At 74.0% G+C, this 16,516-nt stretch carries 13 protein-coding genes and 1 tRNA gene; 9 read left to right on the top strand and 5 right to left on the bottom strand.

The window, feature by feature from the left end; all coding sequences use genetic code 11:
• Positions 1–1,221 (bottom strand): AI-2E family transporter, encoded by a 1,221-nt coding sequence (locus tag Cch01nite_RS08640; RefSeq protein WP_203751415.1) that lies wholly within the window; start codon positions 1,219–1,221, stop codon positions 1–3.
• A 157-nt stretch (positions 1,222–1,378) separates the two neighbouring features.
• On the opposite strand from Cch01nite_RS08640, the gene Cch01nite_RS08645 reads away from it, so the two are divergent.
• A tRNA-Leu gene (locus tag Cch01nite_RS08645) sits at positions 1,379–1,461 on the top strand.
• 165 nt (positions 1,462–1,626) lie between these two features.
• On the opposite strand, the gene Cch01nite_RS08650 is transcribed toward Cch01nite_RS08645, so the two are convergent.
• Positions 1,627–2,136 carry a hypothetical protein gene (locus Cch01nite_RS08650; RefSeq protein WP_203751417.1) on the bottom strand — a complete coding sequence of 170 codons (510 nt, stop codon included), beginning with the start codon at positions 2,134–2,136 and terminating at the stop codon, positions 1,627–1,629.
• A 254-nt stretch (positions 2,137–2,390) separates the two neighbouring features.
• Here Cch01nite_RS08650 and Cch01nite_RS08655 point away from each other — a divergent pair, with 254 nt between their 5' ends.
• The 4 genes from Cch01nite_RS08655 to Cch01nite_RS08670 all read left to right on the top strand — a co-directional run bounded on the left by Cch01nite_RS08655 (position 2,391) and on the right by Cch01nite_RS08670 (position 7,041).
• Positions 2,391–2,930 (top strand): sigma-70 family RNA polymerase sigma factor, encoded by a 540-nt coding sequence (locus tag Cch01nite_RS08655; protein WP_203751420.1) that lies wholly within the window; start codon positions 2,391–2,393, stop codon positions 2,928–2,930.
• Complete coding sequence (locus tag Cch01nite_RS08660) at positions 2,920–4,335, top strand: hypothetical protein (RefSeq protein WP_203751423.1); 1,416 nt, start codon at positions 2,920–2,922, stop codon at positions 4,333–4,335. The genes Cch01nite_RS08655 and Cch01nite_RS08660 overlap by 11 nt, the downstream gene beginning before the upstream one ends.
• A gap of 191 nt (positions 4,336–4,526) precedes the next feature.
• Positions 4,527–5,660, top strand: a complete 1,134-nt coding sequence (locus tag Cch01nite_RS08665) for a flavin-containing monooxygenase (RefSeq protein WP_203751426.1) — start codon at positions 4,527–4,529, stop codon at positions 5,658–5,660.
• Between the two features lie 169 nt (positions 5,661–5,829).
• Positions 5,830–7,041, top strand: a complete 1,212-nt coding sequence (locus Cch01nite_RS08670; protein WP_203751429.1) for a Fic family protein — start codon at positions 5,830–5,832, stop codon at positions 7,039–7,041.
• Between the two features lie 22 nt (positions 7,042–7,063).
• Here the strand turns inward: Cch01nite_RS08670 and arr are convergent, their stop codons facing one another.
• The 3 genes from arr to Cch01nite_RS08685 all read right to left on the bottom strand — a co-directional run bounded on the left by arr (position 7,064) and on the right by Cch01nite_RS08685 (position 10,357).
• On the bottom strand, positions 7,064–7,492 hold the full coding sequence (arr, locus tag Cch01nite_RS08675; RefSeq protein WP_203751432.1) for an NAD(+)--rifampin ADP-ribosyltransferase: 429 nt from the start codon (positions 7,490–7,492) through the stop codon (positions 7,064–7,066).
• A gap of 217 nt (positions 7,493–7,709) precedes the next feature.
• Positions 7,710–8,684: a hypothetical protein gene (locus Cch01nite_RS08680; RefSeq protein WP_203751434.1), complete on the bottom strand. Its 975-nt coding sequence runs from the start codon at positions 8,682–8,684 to the stop codon at positions 7,710–7,712.
• 116 nt (positions 8,685–8,800) lie between these two features.
• On the bottom strand, positions 8,801–10,357 hold the full coding sequence (locus Cch01nite_RS08685; RefSeq protein WP_203751437.1) for a hypothetical protein: 1,557 nt from the start codon (positions 10,355–10,357) through the stop codon (positions 8,801–8,803).
• 153 nt (positions 10,358–10,510) lie between these two features.
• Here Cch01nite_RS08685 and Cch01nite_RS08690 point away from each other — a divergent pair, with 153 nt between their 5' ends.
• The 4 genes from Cch01nite_RS08690 to Cch01nite_RS08705 are packed head-to-tail and all read left to right on the top strand — an operon-like array spanning position 10,511 to position 16,510.
• Positions 10,511–12,043: a DUF3375 domain-containing protein gene (locus Cch01nite_RS08690; RefSeq protein WP_203751440.1), complete on the top strand. Its 1,533-nt coding sequence runs from the start codon at positions 10,511–10,513 to the stop codon at positions 12,041–12,043.
• Positions 12,036–12,737, top strand: coding sequence for a DUF4194 domain-containing protein (locus tag Cch01nite_RS08695; protein ID WP_203751443.1), 702 nt, complete (start codon positions 12,036–12,038; stop codon positions 12,735–12,737). Before Cch01nite_RS08690 ends, Cch01nite_RS08695 begins: the two co-directional genes overlap by 8 nt.
• On the top strand, positions 12,734–16,072 hold the full coding sequence (locus Cch01nite_RS08700) for an ATP-binding protein (RefSeq protein ID WP_203751446.1): 3,339 nt from the start codon (positions 12,734–12,736) through the stop codon (positions 16,070–16,072). Before Cch01nite_RS08695 ends, Cch01nite_RS08700 begins: the two co-directional genes overlap by 4 nt.
• A 48-nt stretch (positions 16,073–16,120) precedes the next feature.
• Entirely contained in the window at positions 16,121–16,510 is a 390-nt protein-coding gene (locus Cch01nite_RS08705) for an iron chaperone (RefSeq protein ID WP_203751449.1), read from the top strand.
• Positions 16,511–16,516: the final 6 nt, after the last annotated feature.

Below are 16,516 nucleotides of genomic sequence, written 5' to 3' on the forward strand. Positions count from 1 at the left end.
TCACCGCTCCTTGACGGACTCGTCGTCCTCGATCTGCTCCGTCTCGTCGACGGGCCCGACGTCGTCGTCGGCCTCGTCCTCCTCCATCGGTGGCTCGAGCGTGCGCAGCCGGGAGAAGATCGCCCACACCACGGCGACCAGCGGCACCGCGATGATCGCGCCGAGGATCCCGGCGGTCAGCGTCCCGCACGTCACGGCGAGCGCCACGACCACAGGGTGCAGCGACACCTGCTTGCCCATGACGAACGGCTGCAGCACGTGCCCTTCGAGCTGGCCGATGAGCGCGATGCCCGCACCGACGAGCGCGGCCGACAGCAGCCCGTTCGCGGCGAGCGCGACGATCATCGCGATGATCATCGCCGCCGGGGCGCCGACCAGAGGGATGAACGCACCGATCATCACGAGCACCGCGAGCGGCGCGGACAGCGGCACCTGCAGGATCGTCAGCAGGATGAACGCGAGCATGCCGTCGGTGACCGCGATGATGACGGTGCCGCGCGTGTAGCCGGAGAACGTGTACCAGCCGGCGCCGCCGGCGGTCTTCCAGGTCTCGCGCGCCCGGGCCGGCAGCTGGTTGAGGAACCACGTCCACATCTCGCGCCCGCGCGCGAGGAAGAAGATCGTGCAGAAGACCGCGAGCGCCAGCGCGGTGAAGATCTCGACCACCGACCCGGCCCCCGCGGCCGCCTGACCGGCGAGGTCGCCCGCGTGGTCCTGCACCCACTTCTGCGCCGTCGTGAACCACTCGGCGATCTGCTCGTTCGTGATCTTGAACGGCAGCGGCCCGTTCTCCAGGAAGTCGGTGATCTGCCCGATGCCGTTGCTGAACTGGTCGGCGAGGTCCTGCCACTGGTTCGCGATCGAGTACGCGACGTACGTGAGCAGCCCGACGAAGAACAGGATCCCGCCGAGGATCGACAGCGCCGTCGCGAGCCCCCGCCACATGAACCGGGAGAGCACCTCGACGAACGGGCGCAGCACCGCCGTGAACACGAACGCGAGGAACAGCGCGATGAACAGGAGCTGGACCCGCGACGTCGCGTAGAAGATCAGCCCGACGGCGGCGACCACGACGAGCAGCCGCCACGACACCCCCGCCATGTTCCGCAGCCAGCGCGGCGCGGTGTGCTCCACGCCGTACGCGCTCGGGTTCCTGCGTGCCCCTGCCACCTTCCGGCCGGTCGGTTGCCGACTGCCGGAGATGCTGCTCAGGTCGGTCATCGGGCTCCCGGCTGTCCGTGGGGTGTCGGCAGCCGGTGGCCTCCGGGGTGCCGTAGGCGCCAGTCTGCACCGCTCGGCCGATGCGTGCCCGCGCGCCGCACCGTGCTATCTTTCATGCCGCACCTGAGGGAGCCCACGGGCTTCCGACGGTCCACCCGTCCGGGTGGCGGAATGGCAGACGCGCTAGCTTGAGGTGCTAGTGCCCGAAAGGGCGTGGGGGTTCAAGTCCCCCTCCGGACACTCGTTGAGACAGCGACGGCGAGGCCCCGACCAGCAGAGATGCGGGTCGGGGCCTTCGTCGTTGGAGCGTGGATGCATCGAGTCCGATCCCTGTCATCGAGCGGCCGTGGGGCGGATGACGGATGGTCGGGGTGTACCGCGCGGGTGGTGCGGGCAATCCCGGTCTCAGTCGCTCGCCATCGCCTGCGCCCAGGCCTTGTCGTCGAGAAACGTGATCGCGGACACGGCCAACGTGTCCTCGTCGACGCGACGGCAGTACGCGACGGCCAGCGGCAGGACCGCGACCCGGTCGAACCCGGCCAGGCGTGCTGTCTCGACCCGGCTGTGGGCCAGCGGGGAGGCCTCGTCGATCACGTCCTGCACCAGATGGTCGCGCTGCTCCTGGGCCCAGCGCGCCGCGTCGCCCGTGTCGATCCCCGCGTGCTCGAGGCTGAACCATCGCGGGACCGCGGCGCCGTCCTGCGTCACGCGGAAGGCCAGCGCCTCGGCCCACAGCTCGTCCCAGTCCGCGAGCAGGGCCGGATCAGGGTCGGCGGCCCGGGCCGACGGCGGTTCCGCCGGCGCCGGCACGTCGAGACCGACGGGAGCCTGGAGCACGGTGCGTGCGTGCAGGAGCATCAGAGCGAGCGTGGGGACCTCGAGGTGGGCCGTGCGCGCGGGTGTCGACCGGGTCATGTCATACCTCTCACCGCTCCGCGAGCTCACCGCGGCCGGCGGCGGAGCTCCACGCCTCGTGCACCAGTGAACCTGATTCGCGAAGGTCCGTCAGGCTTCGAGCCGAGACCGAGCGTGAGCGCCCGGCGCGGTGCGTCCGGCCGCCTCGTCAGGCGTCCTCCGGGCGGGCGGCGCGGGACACCGGGGCGCGACCCCAACCTTTTCCGGACCCGTGACGTTCTAGTGGGCGTCGATCGGAATGAGGGGGTGTGCGAGTGAGTCGGTGGGAGCCGGTGCTGGAGGAGCTCGTGCGTGAGCGCTACCCACGGCTGCTCTCGCGCGCGACGCTGCTGACGGGGTCACGGCACGACGCGGAGGACCTGGTCCAGGAGGCGCTCGTCGCGTCCTTCTCGGGGCGGGCACGGTTCGCGTCGGTGGCGGAGGCGGAGGCGTACGTGCGCCGCGCGATCGCCAGCCGGTTCGTCGACCGGGTGCGGAGCACCGCGCGCGAGCGTGCGGCGCGGGTGCGGCTGGCGGGGTTGCGCGCGGAGACGGTCGCGGAGCCGCCGACGGGGCTGTCCGCGGACCTCGTGCGCGCGCTGGGTGTCCTGCCGCCGCGGGTGCGTGCGTGCGTCGCGCTGCGCTACCTCGACGACCTGTCCATCCACGAGACGGCTGTGACTCTCGGTCTGACCGACGGCGCGGTGAAGCGGTACACCACCGACGGGATCGCCGTGCTCGACGCGGCGCTCGGCACCACGACACCGCGTGACCTCGAGATCGTCCCCGTCCGGGAGGTGCGTCATGGCGCGTGAGCTGAACGAACTGATGCGTGAGGCCGCAGCGGCCGACGAGGCGGTGCTGGCGCACGTCGTGACCGACGGTGCGCTCGCACGGGCGGTGGTCGGTGTGCGCCGTCGTCGTCGGGTCCGGCACGCCCAGCAGGTGGTGCTCGGTGCGGCGGCGGTGGCGGCGGTGGGCGCGGTCGTCGTGCTCGGCGCGGCGACGTTGCGGCACCCGGCCCCGGCCGAGTCGCCGTCGCCTTCGCCGTCGCACGAGGTCACGTCCTCGCCGAGCCCGTCGGTGTCGGCGCCGAGCGCGACGGCGGCTGCCCTGGTCGTCGAACCCGGTCTGCCCCCGTACCGGCCGCTCACCGCGGACGTGCTCGCGTCCGCGGGCCCCGGCTGGGTCGTGGTCGACTACACGCCGACCGTCGGGGCGGCGAAGGACCTCGTGCACCTGCTCGTCGTCGCACCCGACGGCGCCGTGTACCGCGCCGCCGACCCGCAGATCGGCGACCAGCTGGGCGAGCCCGGGATCGCCTTCGCCGTCGAGCGCTGGGTCGCCGGTTCGCCGTCGGTGGTCGTCAGCGTCGGCGAAGGTGACTCGCCGGTGCGCGCCCGGCTGGACCTGCTGTCCGGCGAGGTGGTGCCCGAGGGCCGCGGCCTGCCGCAGGCGAGCGAGCTCGTGGGGATCGCCCCGGACGGCTCGGAGGTGTGGGCGGGCGCGTACGACGAGGGCGTGTGGCTCCTGGCCGCGGACGGCGACGCCCGCAAGGTCGCCGACGCGACAGCCCTCGGGTGGGGGACGGACAGCGGCGGCGACCCGTCGGGCCGCTACCTCGCGGTCACGGTCGACGGGAACGACACGCGTGTCCTCGACCTCGCGACGGAGGTGCTCGGGCCGCCCGTGACGACGCAGGGGACGTACCCGGCGTGCTGGTTCGGCGGCTGGGCCGATCCTGGGCGCCTGGTCATGCTCTGCTCGGCCGTCGGACCGGCAGAGCCGGCGGACGCCGTGGTGGTCGTCGACGTGTCCGGCCCGTCACCCGTGCAGGTCTCGGCGCACCAGTACGCCTCGGACGAGCTGCGTCCGTCGGCGGGCCTGGCGTGGGCAGGGCACGGCCGTCTGCTGGCCGACCGCCCGACGACCCCTGGTGCGGGCGACATGGGGGTGGGGTGCATGCTCCGGCCGTCGTGGTTCGACGCCGAGGGACGTGCGACCACCGGGCTCGACGGTGGCGCCGCGGACCTGGCAGGCCCGGTCCGCGCCACGAGCGTCGACGGGACCGTGTACGTCGGGGAGCAGGGCGACTGCGCGGTCGACAACGGCGGCGGCAACAGGCTGATCTCGATCGACCCGGCGGGGGTGGCCACCGTCCTGGTCCCGCGGTTGCCGACCGAGGAGGCGGGGCGCTTCTCGTGGGTCGTCGCACGGTGAGGGTCGGACCGGTCGCGCGGGCACGGGTCGAGCGCGTCCGGGCGTCGTCGCTGTCGGAGGAGGCGAGGGTCGGCAGGTCGTCGTTCACCCGGGCGGCCGACGGCGGGGGTGAGGGTCGCCGCGTGTCGTCGCCCGCCCGGTGGGTGGCGTGGAACGCTGAGCCGTTCGTGACTCGTCGAGGAGGACAGTCGATGGCGGCAGGGCCGGTTCTGGTGGTCGGTGCGGGTCCGGGCGGGCTCGCCGTGGCGGCGGCGTTGCGGGCGAAGGGTGTCGACGTGCTCGTCGTGGAGCGGTCCACGGCGGTCGGTGCGTCCTGGCGACGCCACTACGACCGGCTGCACCTGCACACGACGCGCCGGTGGTCGAGCCTCCCGGGCCTGCCGATCCCGCGCGAGTTCGGGCGATGGGTCGCGCGCGACGACGTGGTCCGGTACCTGGAGCGGTACGCGGCGCACCACCGGCTGGAGGTGCGGACGGGGGTCGAGGTCGCGCGGGTCGAGCCGACCGACGACGGTGGCTGGCGCCTGCGCACGGCGAGCGGGGAGGCGGTCGAGGGGAGCGCCGTCGTCGTCGCGACCGGGTACAACCACACGCCCGTGCCGCCGGCGTGGCCCGGCGTCGAGGAGTTCCCGGGCGAGGTAGTGCACGCGTCGTCGTACCGGAACGCGCAGCCGTACCGCGGGCGGGACGTGCTGGTCGTCGGGGTCGGCAACACCGGTGCCGAGATCGCGGTGGACCTCGTGGAGGGTGGTGCCGGCCGCGTGCGCCTCGCGGTGCGCACCCCGCCGCACATCGTGCGCCGCTCGAACCTCGGGTGGCCCGCGCAGGGCACCGGCATCCTCGTCCGGCACCTTCCCGTGCCGCTCGTGGACGCGACGGCCCGGCTGATCGCGCGCGTCGAGGTGCCGGACCTGTCCGCGCACGGCCTGCCCCGTCCGACGACAGGGCTGTACTCGCGGGTGCACGAGGGGTCGGTGCCGCTGCAGGACGTCGGCCTGATCGCGGGTGTGCAGGCCGGGGCGATCGAGCCGGTCGCAGCCGTCGAGTCGTTCGAGGGGAGCAAGGTCGTCCTGGCGGACGGTACGCGCATCGAGCCGGACGTCGTCATCGCGGCGACGGGGTACCGTCGCGGGCTCGAGCCGCTCGTGGGGCACCTCGGCGTGCTCGACGACCGTGGCGTGCCTCGCGTGCACGGTGCCCGGGCGGCCCGCCCGGGCCTCTACTTCACCGGGTACACCAACCCGATCAGCGGCATGTTCCGGGAGCTGCGCATCGACGCGGTGCGGATCGCCCGAGCCGTCGCGCACGGCCGGGCGAGGTCGTGACCCTCTGACGACGAGGGGCCGCGGATCCGTGCACAGGCCCGATCGTTATCCATCTTTAGGGCTTGAAAGACTGATAGCGTCCAGGCGTGTCCACGTGTGAGCACGTCCTCGCGCCGCCGCGCGACGCTGTCGGGGTGCGAGCGCCCGGCCCGCACGCACGGAGGTCCGCGTGACCAGCGCATCCACCTCGTCGAGCTGGCCGGCGGTGGCCTGGGAGGAGCGCCCCTGGGTGTCGTCCCTGCCGCCTGACGTGCTCTCGCGCACCGCCCGCGAGCACATGGCCCAGCCGTACCGGGCCGCCGTCCCGCCCGCGATCGCCGACCTCGAGGTGCGCCTCCCGCGGGCCACGGCAGCGGCCGCCGAAGAGGCGTCCGTGCTCATCCGTGACTTCGACGCGGAGGTCGGCGGCGACGTCGCGCCGTTCGCGGCGATCCTCCTGCGCTCGGAGTCGGCGTCGTCGTCCCAGATCGAGAACCTCACCTCCGGCGCGAAGCAGATCGCGTTGGCGGAGCTGGGGGAGGAGGCCAAGCGGAACGCCGCCCAGATCGTCGGCAACGTCCACGCCATGCAGGCGGCGATCCGCCTGTCCGAGGCACTGGACGCCCCGGCCATCCTCGAGATGCACCGCACGTTGATGGGCGCGACCGAACCCGAGATCGCGGGCCGGTGGCGCACCCAGCAGGTCTGGATCGGTGGCGGCGGGTACTCGCCGCACCGGGCGGCGTTCGTCCCGCCGCACGCCGACCGGGTCGAGGCCGCGATCGACGACCTGGTCGCGTTCGCGGGCCGTGAGGACGTGCCCGCGCTGCAGCACGCCGCGATCGCGCACGCCCAGTTCGAGACGATCCACCCGTTCCCCGACGGCAACGGCCGCACCGGGCGCGCGCTCATCCATGCGCTGCTGCGCAGACGGGCGCTCACCCGGTCGGTCACCGTGCCGGTCTCGGCCGGCCTGCTCGTCGACACCCACGGCTACTTCGAGGCGTTGACGGCGATCCGGCAGGGGGATCCGGCCCCGATCGTCGACGCGATGGCTCAGGCGTCCGTCGACGCCGTCGCGAACGGTCGCCGGCTCGTCGGGGACCTGCGCGACGTGCGCGCCGGATGGGCGGCGGCGCTCACGGCCCGGTCGGACTCGTCGGTCTGGCCGCTCATGGACCTCGTGCTGCGGCAGCCCGTCGTCAACACGGCCGTCGTCCAGCACGAGCTCGGCATCTCGCACACGAACGCCATGAAGGCGATCGGCCGGCTCGTCGAGGCCGGGGCGCTCGTCGAGGTGGGCGGGCGGCGCCGGTCGATCCTGTGGCAGTCCGGCGCGGTGCTCGGCGCGCTCGACGCCTTCGCTGCGCGCGCCGGGCGTCGTCAGCTCGGCGCCCTCTGATCCCGGCCGACCGGCTCCCCGCTCAGTCGTCGATCTCCGCCAGGCCCTGTCGGTCGAGCTCGGCGAGGTGCTCCTTCATGGTCCGGAGCTGCTCGGGCGGGTGGCCCACCCAGTCGAGCAGCTCCCCGACGACCCGCACGGGCTCCCGGGTGCGGTAGGACCGCGTCGGGTTCCCGGGGAACCGCTTGTCCGTCACGTTGGGGTCGTCCTCGAGGTCGCCGGTCGGCTCGACGACGTAGATCCGTCCGGGGCCGTCTCCGGCGGCCAGCTCGGCACCCCAGGTCGCCGCGTCGAGCGTCATCGTCACGTAGATGTGCCCCGCGGTCCGGTCGTTGCCGAAGTTCGAGCGGCGGCCGGGCACGAGCAGGTCGCCCACCGCCAGGTCGGCCTTCGTGCCGTGCAGGTAGGCGCCGGACTCGTGGACCTCGAACGGGGTCGGGGCGCTCGTCATGAGCGCCCCGGAACGGCCGTCGGCCTGTGCTGGTGGCGCGTCAACCGTCCTCGCCCTCGGCCGGCTGGTCGGAGTGCCTGCGCTCGTCGGGGGTGTCCGAGGGCGACTCGCTGCCCTCGGCGGGTTCGGACGGGTGCACGCGCACTGGCTCCTCGCTCATGGCCTCTCCTTTCGACCTCTCGATGATGCGCGCGATGCGCGAGGACGTCGCGTCGGATCAGTGGGGCCCGTACCGCACCACGGCGTTCGACGACTCGGCCGAGAACTCGCAGCCGACGGCCGTCCCGTGCTCGTTGACCGCGGTGAGCACCGTGGTCTCGCCCGCGACGAGCGGCGTCACCGGTCGGACCGACCCTCCGACGTCGCGCAGGAAGCCCTGCTGCGCACCACCCGGACGGCTCAGGTTCCCGACCACCCGGCCACGGTCGTTGATGTCGGCGGCGACCGCCAGGACGACGCCGTCCGCGTCGACCGGCTCGGGCGGCCCGCCCGTCGACCAGCGGACGGCCCGCATCGATCCGCCACGGGGCGCCGAGTACGCGTAGCCGACCACGTCGCCACGGTTGTTGATCGCCGTCGCGAGGCTGTGGCCGCCGAGCGTCCCGAGAGCGGTGAGGATGCCGTCGGCGCCCCAGACGACGGCATGCTGCGTCCCGGTGCCGTCCCACGCGTACCCGGACACCTGGCCGTTCTCGTTGACGTCGGACGCGCCCGCGTCACCGCCGAGGCCCGGCAGGACGTGGGTCGCGTCGTCCCGCCACACGAACGCGCGCGTCGGCCCGCCGAAGCTCCCCGACGTCCCCACGACGTCGCCGCGCTCGTTCAGGCCCGTGGCGTACGAGTAGGTGTCCGCCGGGTCGGCGACCCCGATCCGCACCAGGCGCCGACCGTCCCACAGGGCGGCGACCCCGTCGTCCGTCCCGGCGATGGCGCCGTGGTCGTTGAGGCGCGCCGCCGTGTCGAGGCCGCCCGGGAGCGGGTACGTGCGTCCCTGCCGGTGCACGTGGGTGTCGGTGACGATCACCGCGAGCCCGTTGACGTCCTGTGCGCACTCGGCGATGCCGAGGTCCTGCAGGCCGGGGTCGTCGGCGTGGGCGGCCTGGGCCGGTGCGGTGGTGCCCAGGAGCAGCACCGCGCCGAGCAGCGCCGCTCCTGGGCCTGTCGTGACGCGCGTGCGCGAGCGGATCCTCATGACGTCCCCCTGTCCGCGACGGGCCCGGGACGGCGCACCGTGCGTCGGGGGCGTCGCCGCCGTGCTCTCGATGGTGCCTCGGGCAACAATCAGGGCACAACGGACGGCGGCGATGTTCACCTCCTCGACATGAGCGCCCTCCATGGCAGCGGCTCGTCCGGCAGACCGGAGCGCTGCACGAGGACCCGTGCGAGCGCCGCCCCGCCGAGCGTCGCGGCGACGGCGAGCGGCAGGGCCACCCACGGTCCTCCGGGCAGGAGCGTCGCCAGCCAGACCGTGAAGCCCGCCGCGCACGCCGGAAGGAAGGCGGCGCCACGGTGCAGCGTGGCTGCGGCGCCGCCGATCAGGCCGAACGCGCCGGCGAGCAGCCAGGCGAGGGGGACGGCCGTGAGGTACCCCCAGCTCGCGCCCTCGAGCACCACGCCGAGGCCGAGGCCGCCCCAGCCCTCCTGCCCGGCCACCATCGCCCACCCGCGGTCGAGCGCCAGGATCCCGACGAGCAGCGCGCCGCTCGCGACGAGCAGGAGCAGGCCCGCGACGACCCGCCCGGCCCCCAGGTACCGGTCTGGGCGGCGGCCGGCCGCGAGCACGACGACGACCGCCGCGACGGAGCCCACCAGCATCCCCGGTGGGAGCGGGTAGGTCATCCGCGTCGGCTCGCTCGGCAGGGGGACGAGGTTGACGTCTCGGAGGAACGGGTAGCCGAGGCGCTCCCAGGTGCCGTCCTCGTGCCGGACGGCGAGACCGTCGCCGCCGTTCGCGGCATAGACGCGGTACCCGTCGGCCGTCGGCAGGACGGCGACCCGGTGCGTCGCGAGCTCGCCGACCGGGGGGTCGAAGCGCGCGGCGAGCTCGGCGAGGTCCTCGTCGGGCACCGCCCAGTCGACCGTCCACGACCGGCCGCCGTTGGTGCTGCGCCCCACCTGGAGTCGTCCGACCGGTGTGTAGCAGACCCGCTTGTCGCCCGGGACGCACGCGTCGAGCCCGGCCGGGTCGAGGAGGTCCAGCCGCGACCGGAGGGCGGTCCCGTCGTCCACCTGTTCCCAGGCCTCGCCGTCGGCCGACTCGAAGTACGACTCGAGGTGACCGCCGCTCTCCATCGTCGCCACCAGCATGCCGTCGACGACGTCGACCGAGGTGACCTGGTCCCTGACCGTCGACGTCGTGGCGGCGACGGCCAGCACGGCGACCGGCACGACGACGAGCCACCGGGCGGGTGGGCGGCGACGCAGGGCGCGGCCAGCACCGGCCCGCGCGCGTGCTCCGACCCACCAGGCCAGGCCGAGGGCGGGCAGTGCCAGGAGGTCGGTCGGGTCGCGCAGCACGACGGCCGGCCCGTCGACGACGGACCAGGCGGCCGAGGCGAGGGTCGCACCCTGGACGGTGCCCTTCACGAGGGTGAACAGCAGACCCACGAGGACGACGGCGACGAGCGGTGCGTGCGCCGACCAGCGCGGCGGACGCCGCACCACGACCGCGGCGCCGAGGGCGACCAACGGGGGAGCGACGAGCAGGCCCGCGACGTCGGACAGCTTGCCCGTCCACCACGTGCCGAACGCCGCCTTGAGCACGTGGTCGTTGACCAGCAGCAGCGCCACCGCGACGCAGGTCGTCGGGTGGGACAACCAGCGCAGCGCGCTGTCGCGGTGCGGCCGTGCGTCGGCGTCGGGCACGTCTCCTCCAGGTCGTCACGTACCCATCGGCAGCGACGCCACCCCGCTCGACCTGCGGCGACGTCCGAGACCGAACCGTGATGCGTGCCGTGCCGACGCGCGGTGCGCCACGGTGGCACGAGGAGCGCCCCGGCCCACCTACGCTGTGCGGCGATGATCACTCGTGCCGAAGCGGCGTACCTGGGCGCCGTCCGGGCATTCCAGAACCCGATGCTGGACCTGCTCCACAAGCGGCACGCCCCGCTCGTCGTGTCCCTGCTGTCCGCCGTCTTCACCGCGGAGCGCCCGACGGTCGTGGTCGCGGACGCGCACACCGAGATCGCGGACGCGCTCGATCAGCTGCGGGCCGCGGGCTACGGGGAGAGCCTCCCGGTCGGCACGGCGCGCGACCTGTGCCGCCAGTGGGCGGACGCGGGCTGGCTCGTGCGGCAGGTGCTGGACGACGACGTCGAGGTGTACCGCCTGTCGGCGCACGCCGTCGGCGCCCTGGAGGTCGCAGGCCGGGCGGGCGGGGCGCGGGCGCGGGTGTCGCAGTCGCGGCTGCGGACGATGCTCGACGCCGTGGAGCGGCTCGCGCAGGACGCCGACCCGGACGCCCTGGTGCGGATGGCGCGGCTCGACACCGAGATCAAGCGGCTCGGCAAGGAGCTCGACCGCATCCAGCGGACGGGCAAGGTCGACGAGGTCGACGACGAGCAGCTCCTCGAGGAGGCGGAGAACGTCCTGCACCTCGCGCGCGAGCTGCCCGCCGACTTCGCGCGCGTCGCCGAGTCCATCAAGGCGATGCAGCGCGACGTCGTCACGGCCCTGCGCCAGGACGAGCGCCCCACGGGCGACGTGCTGCGCGAGTACCTGGAGCGCGGCGAGCACGTCATGGAGTCGACCGCCGAGGGGCGGGCGTTCGCGGGTGCGCTGCGGCTGATCGGCGACCCGCAGCGGCTCGACGACCTGTCGGCCCAGCTCGGCACGGTGCTGCGGCACCGCTTCACGAGCCGGCTCCTTCCCGGCCAGCGCACAGAGCTGGCCGAGATCGCGCACCGGATCGAGCAGGGCATCGACCTCGTCTTCACGGCACAGCGAGAAGCGTCGTACGTGATCACGGCGCAGGTCCGCAACCACGACCCGCTGCGGGACCGGCAGGTCGACGAGCTGCTGCGCGACGTCATGACCGGCCTGCAGTCCTGGATGCCGGACGCCCGCCGCGGGCAGCCCGTGGACCCGTTGCGGCGGCTGCCCGTCGCGGAGGTCGAGCACCTGCGCCAGACGACCGGCGACCTGCGCCCCCAGCAGCAGCCGGCGCCCCTGCCGGACTGGGACGACGGTGCCGACGCCGACGTCTCGCACGACGAGGCGCGCGCGTGGGGCGGCCCGCACTACGCCGAGCTGGGCGAGCTCCTCGCGGGGTTCGGCCCCGGCGACGTCGACGTGGCCGCGGCGTTCCGGGCCGCACCCGACGCGCTGCGCCGGCCCGTCGACCTGCTCGGGCTGCTCGAGATCGCCGACCACCAGGGCATGACGGAGACGGGCGAGGTCGCGTTCGTCGACGCCGTGCGGCCGGACGGGACACGCCGCCGGCTCGCGTTCGGGGCCGTCACCACGCGCCCGCCCGCCACGACGCCCGCCTTGACGCCCGCCTTGACGACCGCCTCGACGCGAGCCACCACGAAGGAACAGATCGATGAGTGAGACCACCGTGGCCGACGAGCAGGACGGCGGCTTCATCTCCCCGGTCCCGATGGAGGAGGACCCGACCGAGCTGTTCGCGGGCGACTCCGGCACGCTCGACGCCGACGTGCGGACGGTCCTCGTCCGGCTCCTGCAGCGGCGGTTCCTGCTCGCGGACCGCAACCGGGCGCAGTGGCGCACCCTGCTGGAGAACCAGCAGGTCATCGAGTCGCGGCTGCACGACCTGTTCGTCCACCTCGTCGTCGACCACGACCGTGGGGTCGCGTACAAGCGGCAGGTCCGCTCCGCGGAGCTCGACGTGCCGGTGCTGCTGCGCGACGAGGCGTACTCGCGGGCGGAGACGCTCGTCCTCGTGCACCTGCGCACCCTGTTCCAGCGCGAGCAGGGCGCCGGCGAGGCGTCGGTGCGGGTCGACGTGGAGGAGCTCGAGCGGACCGCGCTCACGTACTTCGACCCGGACGACACGAACCTCGCGGCGAACCAGCGGGAGATCCGCGCGGCCGTCACGCGGCTCGCCAAGGAGGGGCTGATCGACGAGGAGTCGGAGGGCCGGTACCGCGTGACGCCCCTCGTCGAGGTGGTCCTGAGCAACGAGCGGCTCGGTGAGCTCCGCGAGTGGCTCGCCGAGCAGAGCGGGTCGTTCGCCGAGCAGAGCGGGTCGTTGACAGCGCAGACGCAGGAGACCGCACGATGACGATGATCGACACGCTCTTCGGCCTGATCCCGGCCGCGTCGACGGGTCAGCAGTGGGTCGCGCGCGACCTCCAGCTCGTCAACTGGGGCGGCTACGACGGCCACCACCGGGTGCGGCTCGCGTCGACGGCGACGCTGCTGTCGGGCGGCTCCGGCTCGGGCAAGTCGACCCTGATGGACGCGTACATCGCGCTGCTGATGCCGCACACGACCCCGTTCAACGGCGCGTCGAACGGGGGAGTCGTCGGGCGGCCGCGCGGCAAGGACCAGCGCAACATCCTGTCCTACGCCCGCGGCAAGGTCGACGAGTCCCGCACGGAGGACGGCACCCGGCAGCGGGTCCTGCGCGGGGACGGCCGGGACACCTGGTCGGCGATCGCGATGACGTGGGCCGACCAGTCCGGGACCGAGCTCACCGCGGTGCGGGCCTGGTACGTCCCGTCGGCGGCGCGCACCCTCGACGACGTCGTGCCCGTGCGGGCGACGTTCGAGGGGGCGTTCGACGTGCGCGCGCTGGAGCCGGCCGCCGCGCAGCGGCTCGCCCGCCCCGCGGTCACCGCCACGGGGCTGACGGCGTTCGACACGGACCGGGACTTCACCGCCCGGCTGCACGCGACGCTCGGCATCGGCGCGTCGGGCGACGGGAGCAAGGCCGTCGCGCTGCTCGGCCGCATCCAGGCGGGTCAGCAGATCACCACGGTCGACGCCCTGTACAAGGCGATGGTGCTCGAGGAGCCGGACACGTTCGAGACGGCCGACGCGGTCGTCGAGCAGTTCGACAAGCTCAGCGGCACGCGTGAGCAGATGATCACGGCCCGGCAGCAGGTCAAGGCGCTCGAACCGATCCGGGAGCACCGGGCCGCCATCGGGGACGCCGGGGCCCGGCTGCGGGTCGTCGAGGAGATCGGCACGTTCGACGACGCCGCGTCGCCCGCCGCCCTGTGGCGGCACGAGCGCCGGCTGGGCCTCCTGCGGTCGGTCGAGCAGGACCTGCAGCGACGCCACCAGCAGGCGCAGCACACGGCCGTCGAGACCACGGGCCGCATCGCCGCGGCGAAGTCGGAGCTCGACGGCGTGAAGGAGACCCTGTGGTCGTCCGGCGGCGACCGCCTCGCCACGGCGCAGCGGGAGCTCAAGGGCACCGAGGCACGGCTCGACGAGGTGACGCGCGCGCGAGCCCGGCTCGACGAGGTCCTGCGCACGGCGTTGGGCTCGTCGGTCGGGTCGGAGTCCGAGCTCGCGGACCTCACCGCCCGGGCACGGGTCGCCCTGCAGGACACCGAGGTCAAGGCGACCGCCCGCCAGTCGCTGTTCGACGCGCTGTCCGAGAAGAAGGAGGCGTCGGCCGACCTCGCGGAGCTGCGTGCCGAGCGCGCGGCCGTGACCCGGCGGCGCGACAACATCCCCGGCGACCTGCACGCCGCCCGGGCCGCGCTCGCCCAGGCGGCCGGGCTCACGCCCGACGACCTGCCGTTCGTCGCCGAGCTCGTCGAGGTCCGCACCGAGCACGAGCCGTGGCGGGAGGCGTTCAACCTGGCGCTCGGCGGGTTCGCGACGCGCATCCTCCTCGACGCCGCGCACCTCGGCGCGTTCCGCAAGGCGATCGACGCCGTGCCGACCGCGCGCCGGATCCGGTTCGAGGGCGTCCCGACCGGCATGCGGGACGACGTCGGGCTGGACGCACGCACGCTGCCGGGCCGCCTGGACTACCGCGGCGGGCCGTTCACCGGCTGGCTGCGCAGCGAGCTCGCCCGGCGGTTCGCGTACGTGTGCGTCGACACGCCCGGCGAGCTGTCGCAGCACCCGAAGGCCCTCACCCGTTCCGGCCAGGTGTCCGAGGGGACCCAGGGCGCGCACGGCGGGCAGGGGCACGCGAACGTCCTCGGCTTCACGAACACGCGGCGGCTCGCGCACCTCGACGCGCAGGTCGCGCGGGCCGAGCAGCGCCTCGCAGGCGCCGAGCGGCAGGTCGTCGACGCCGAGCAGGGGCTCGACGGCCACGAGGCCCGGCTGCGTGCGTACGCGACGCTCGTCGAGCTGACCTGGGACCAGGTCGACGTCGCCTCCGTCGAGGCGGAGCGGGCCAGGTGGGCCCAGGTCATCGACGACGTCATGGGCGGCAACCCGGAGGTCACCCGGCTGCAGCGCCGCACCGTCGAGCTCGAGACGACGATCCGGACCCTCACCGAGGAGCTGGGCCGCACGAAGGGCACCGCCGAGCAGCTCGGCGAGCGGTGGTCGTCGACCACGGACGAGGTCGACGTCGCCCAGCGGGCGCTCGACGACGCGCAGGACGCCGGCACCACCGTCGGTCCGGAGCAGCGCGCGTACCTCGACGGCCTGCTGGCGACCGACGTGGCGGTCGAGTCGCTGGAGGCGTTCGACGCCGTCCTGGCCAGGGCCAACGACGTGCTCCGGGCCGACCGGCAGGCGGCGCAGCAGACGATCGGCGCCGCCCGGGACGCGCTGCGCCGCACGTTCGAGACGTTCGTCGAGCGGTGGCCCGACCCGAACCTCGGCACCGACCCCGACGCGTCGTACGCGGACTTCGAGCGCATCCTCGGCACGCTCGAGTCGAACGGCCTGCACGAGCTCGAGGCCGAGTGGCGCAAGAGCCTGCTGCGCCTGTCGGGCAACGACCTCACCGACCTGCACAACGCCCTGAGCCGGTCCGTCCGGGAGATCAAGGAGCGGATCCGCCCGGTCAACGACATCCTCGCGGACCTGCCGTTCGCGGACGACGACCACCGCCTGCGGATCGACGCCCGGGACACCCAGTCGACCGTGGTCGCCCGGTTCCGCAAGGAGCTGCGGGACCTGCGCGAGGTGCTGTCCACCGAGGCGACCGACGCCGAGCGCGAGCGTCGCTACGTCCGCATGGCGAAGGTCATCGACCGCATCCGCCGCACCGCACCCGACTTCGCCGACCTCGTCGACGTGCGCCGCCACGTGCGGCTCAGCGCCGAGAAGGTCGATCTCGACGGCGGGCACGTCGCGCTGTACGACCACATCGGCGAGAAGTCCGGCGGGGAGTCGCAGGAGCTCGTCGCGTTCATCGTCGGCGCGGCCCTGCGGTACCAGCTCGGCGACGCCGGGGCGGAGCGTCCCCGGTACGCACCCGTGTTCCTCGACGAGGCGCTCATCAAGGCGGACGCCCGGTTCACCGGCCGCGCCGTCGGGGCGTGGCGCGGGCTCGGGTTCCAGCTCGTCATCGGCGCGCCCAACGACAAGTTCGGGGCGCTGGAGCCGCACGTCGACGTGAAGTACGTGGTGCTCAAGGACGCGTCGGGCCGGTCGCGGACGAAGCCCGTGGCGGGGGTGGCCGCGGACGTGTAGTCAGGCCCGCCCTGGTCGTGCGCCGGCCGCCGGCCCTAGCGTGAGCCCATGGCCCGCGGTGATGCGCCCTCAGCGACCGTCGACGAGTACCTCGCGGCGGTGCCGCCCGACGCCGGCGCCGCGCTGTCCCAGGTGCGTGACGTGCTCGTCCGCCTGGTCCCCGACGCGGGGCAGGTGATCTCGTACCAGGTCCCGTGCATCACGTACCGGGGCAAGCCGCTCGTGAGCATCTCGCACACGCGCGACCACCTGAGCCTGCACCTGCAGAGCCCGCCGCTTGCCCGTGCGCTCGAGCGGTCCGTCACCGAGGGCCGCTGGTCCGGCGCGACGCTGCACTTCACGGCCGAGGCCCCGCTCTCGGAGACGACGCTGCGGCAGGTCGTCGACGGCCGCATGGCCGAGGTCGACGCCGCCCTCGAGGCTCGCAGCAGGCGCTGACCTGCG

The sequence above is a fragment of the Cellulomonas chitinilytica genome (genome assembly GCF_016862675.1).
In the GTDB taxonomy this organism is placed as follows: domain Bacteria; phylum Actinomycetota; class Actinomycetes; order Actinomycetales; family Cellulomonadaceae; genus Cellulomonas; species Cellulomonas chitinilytica.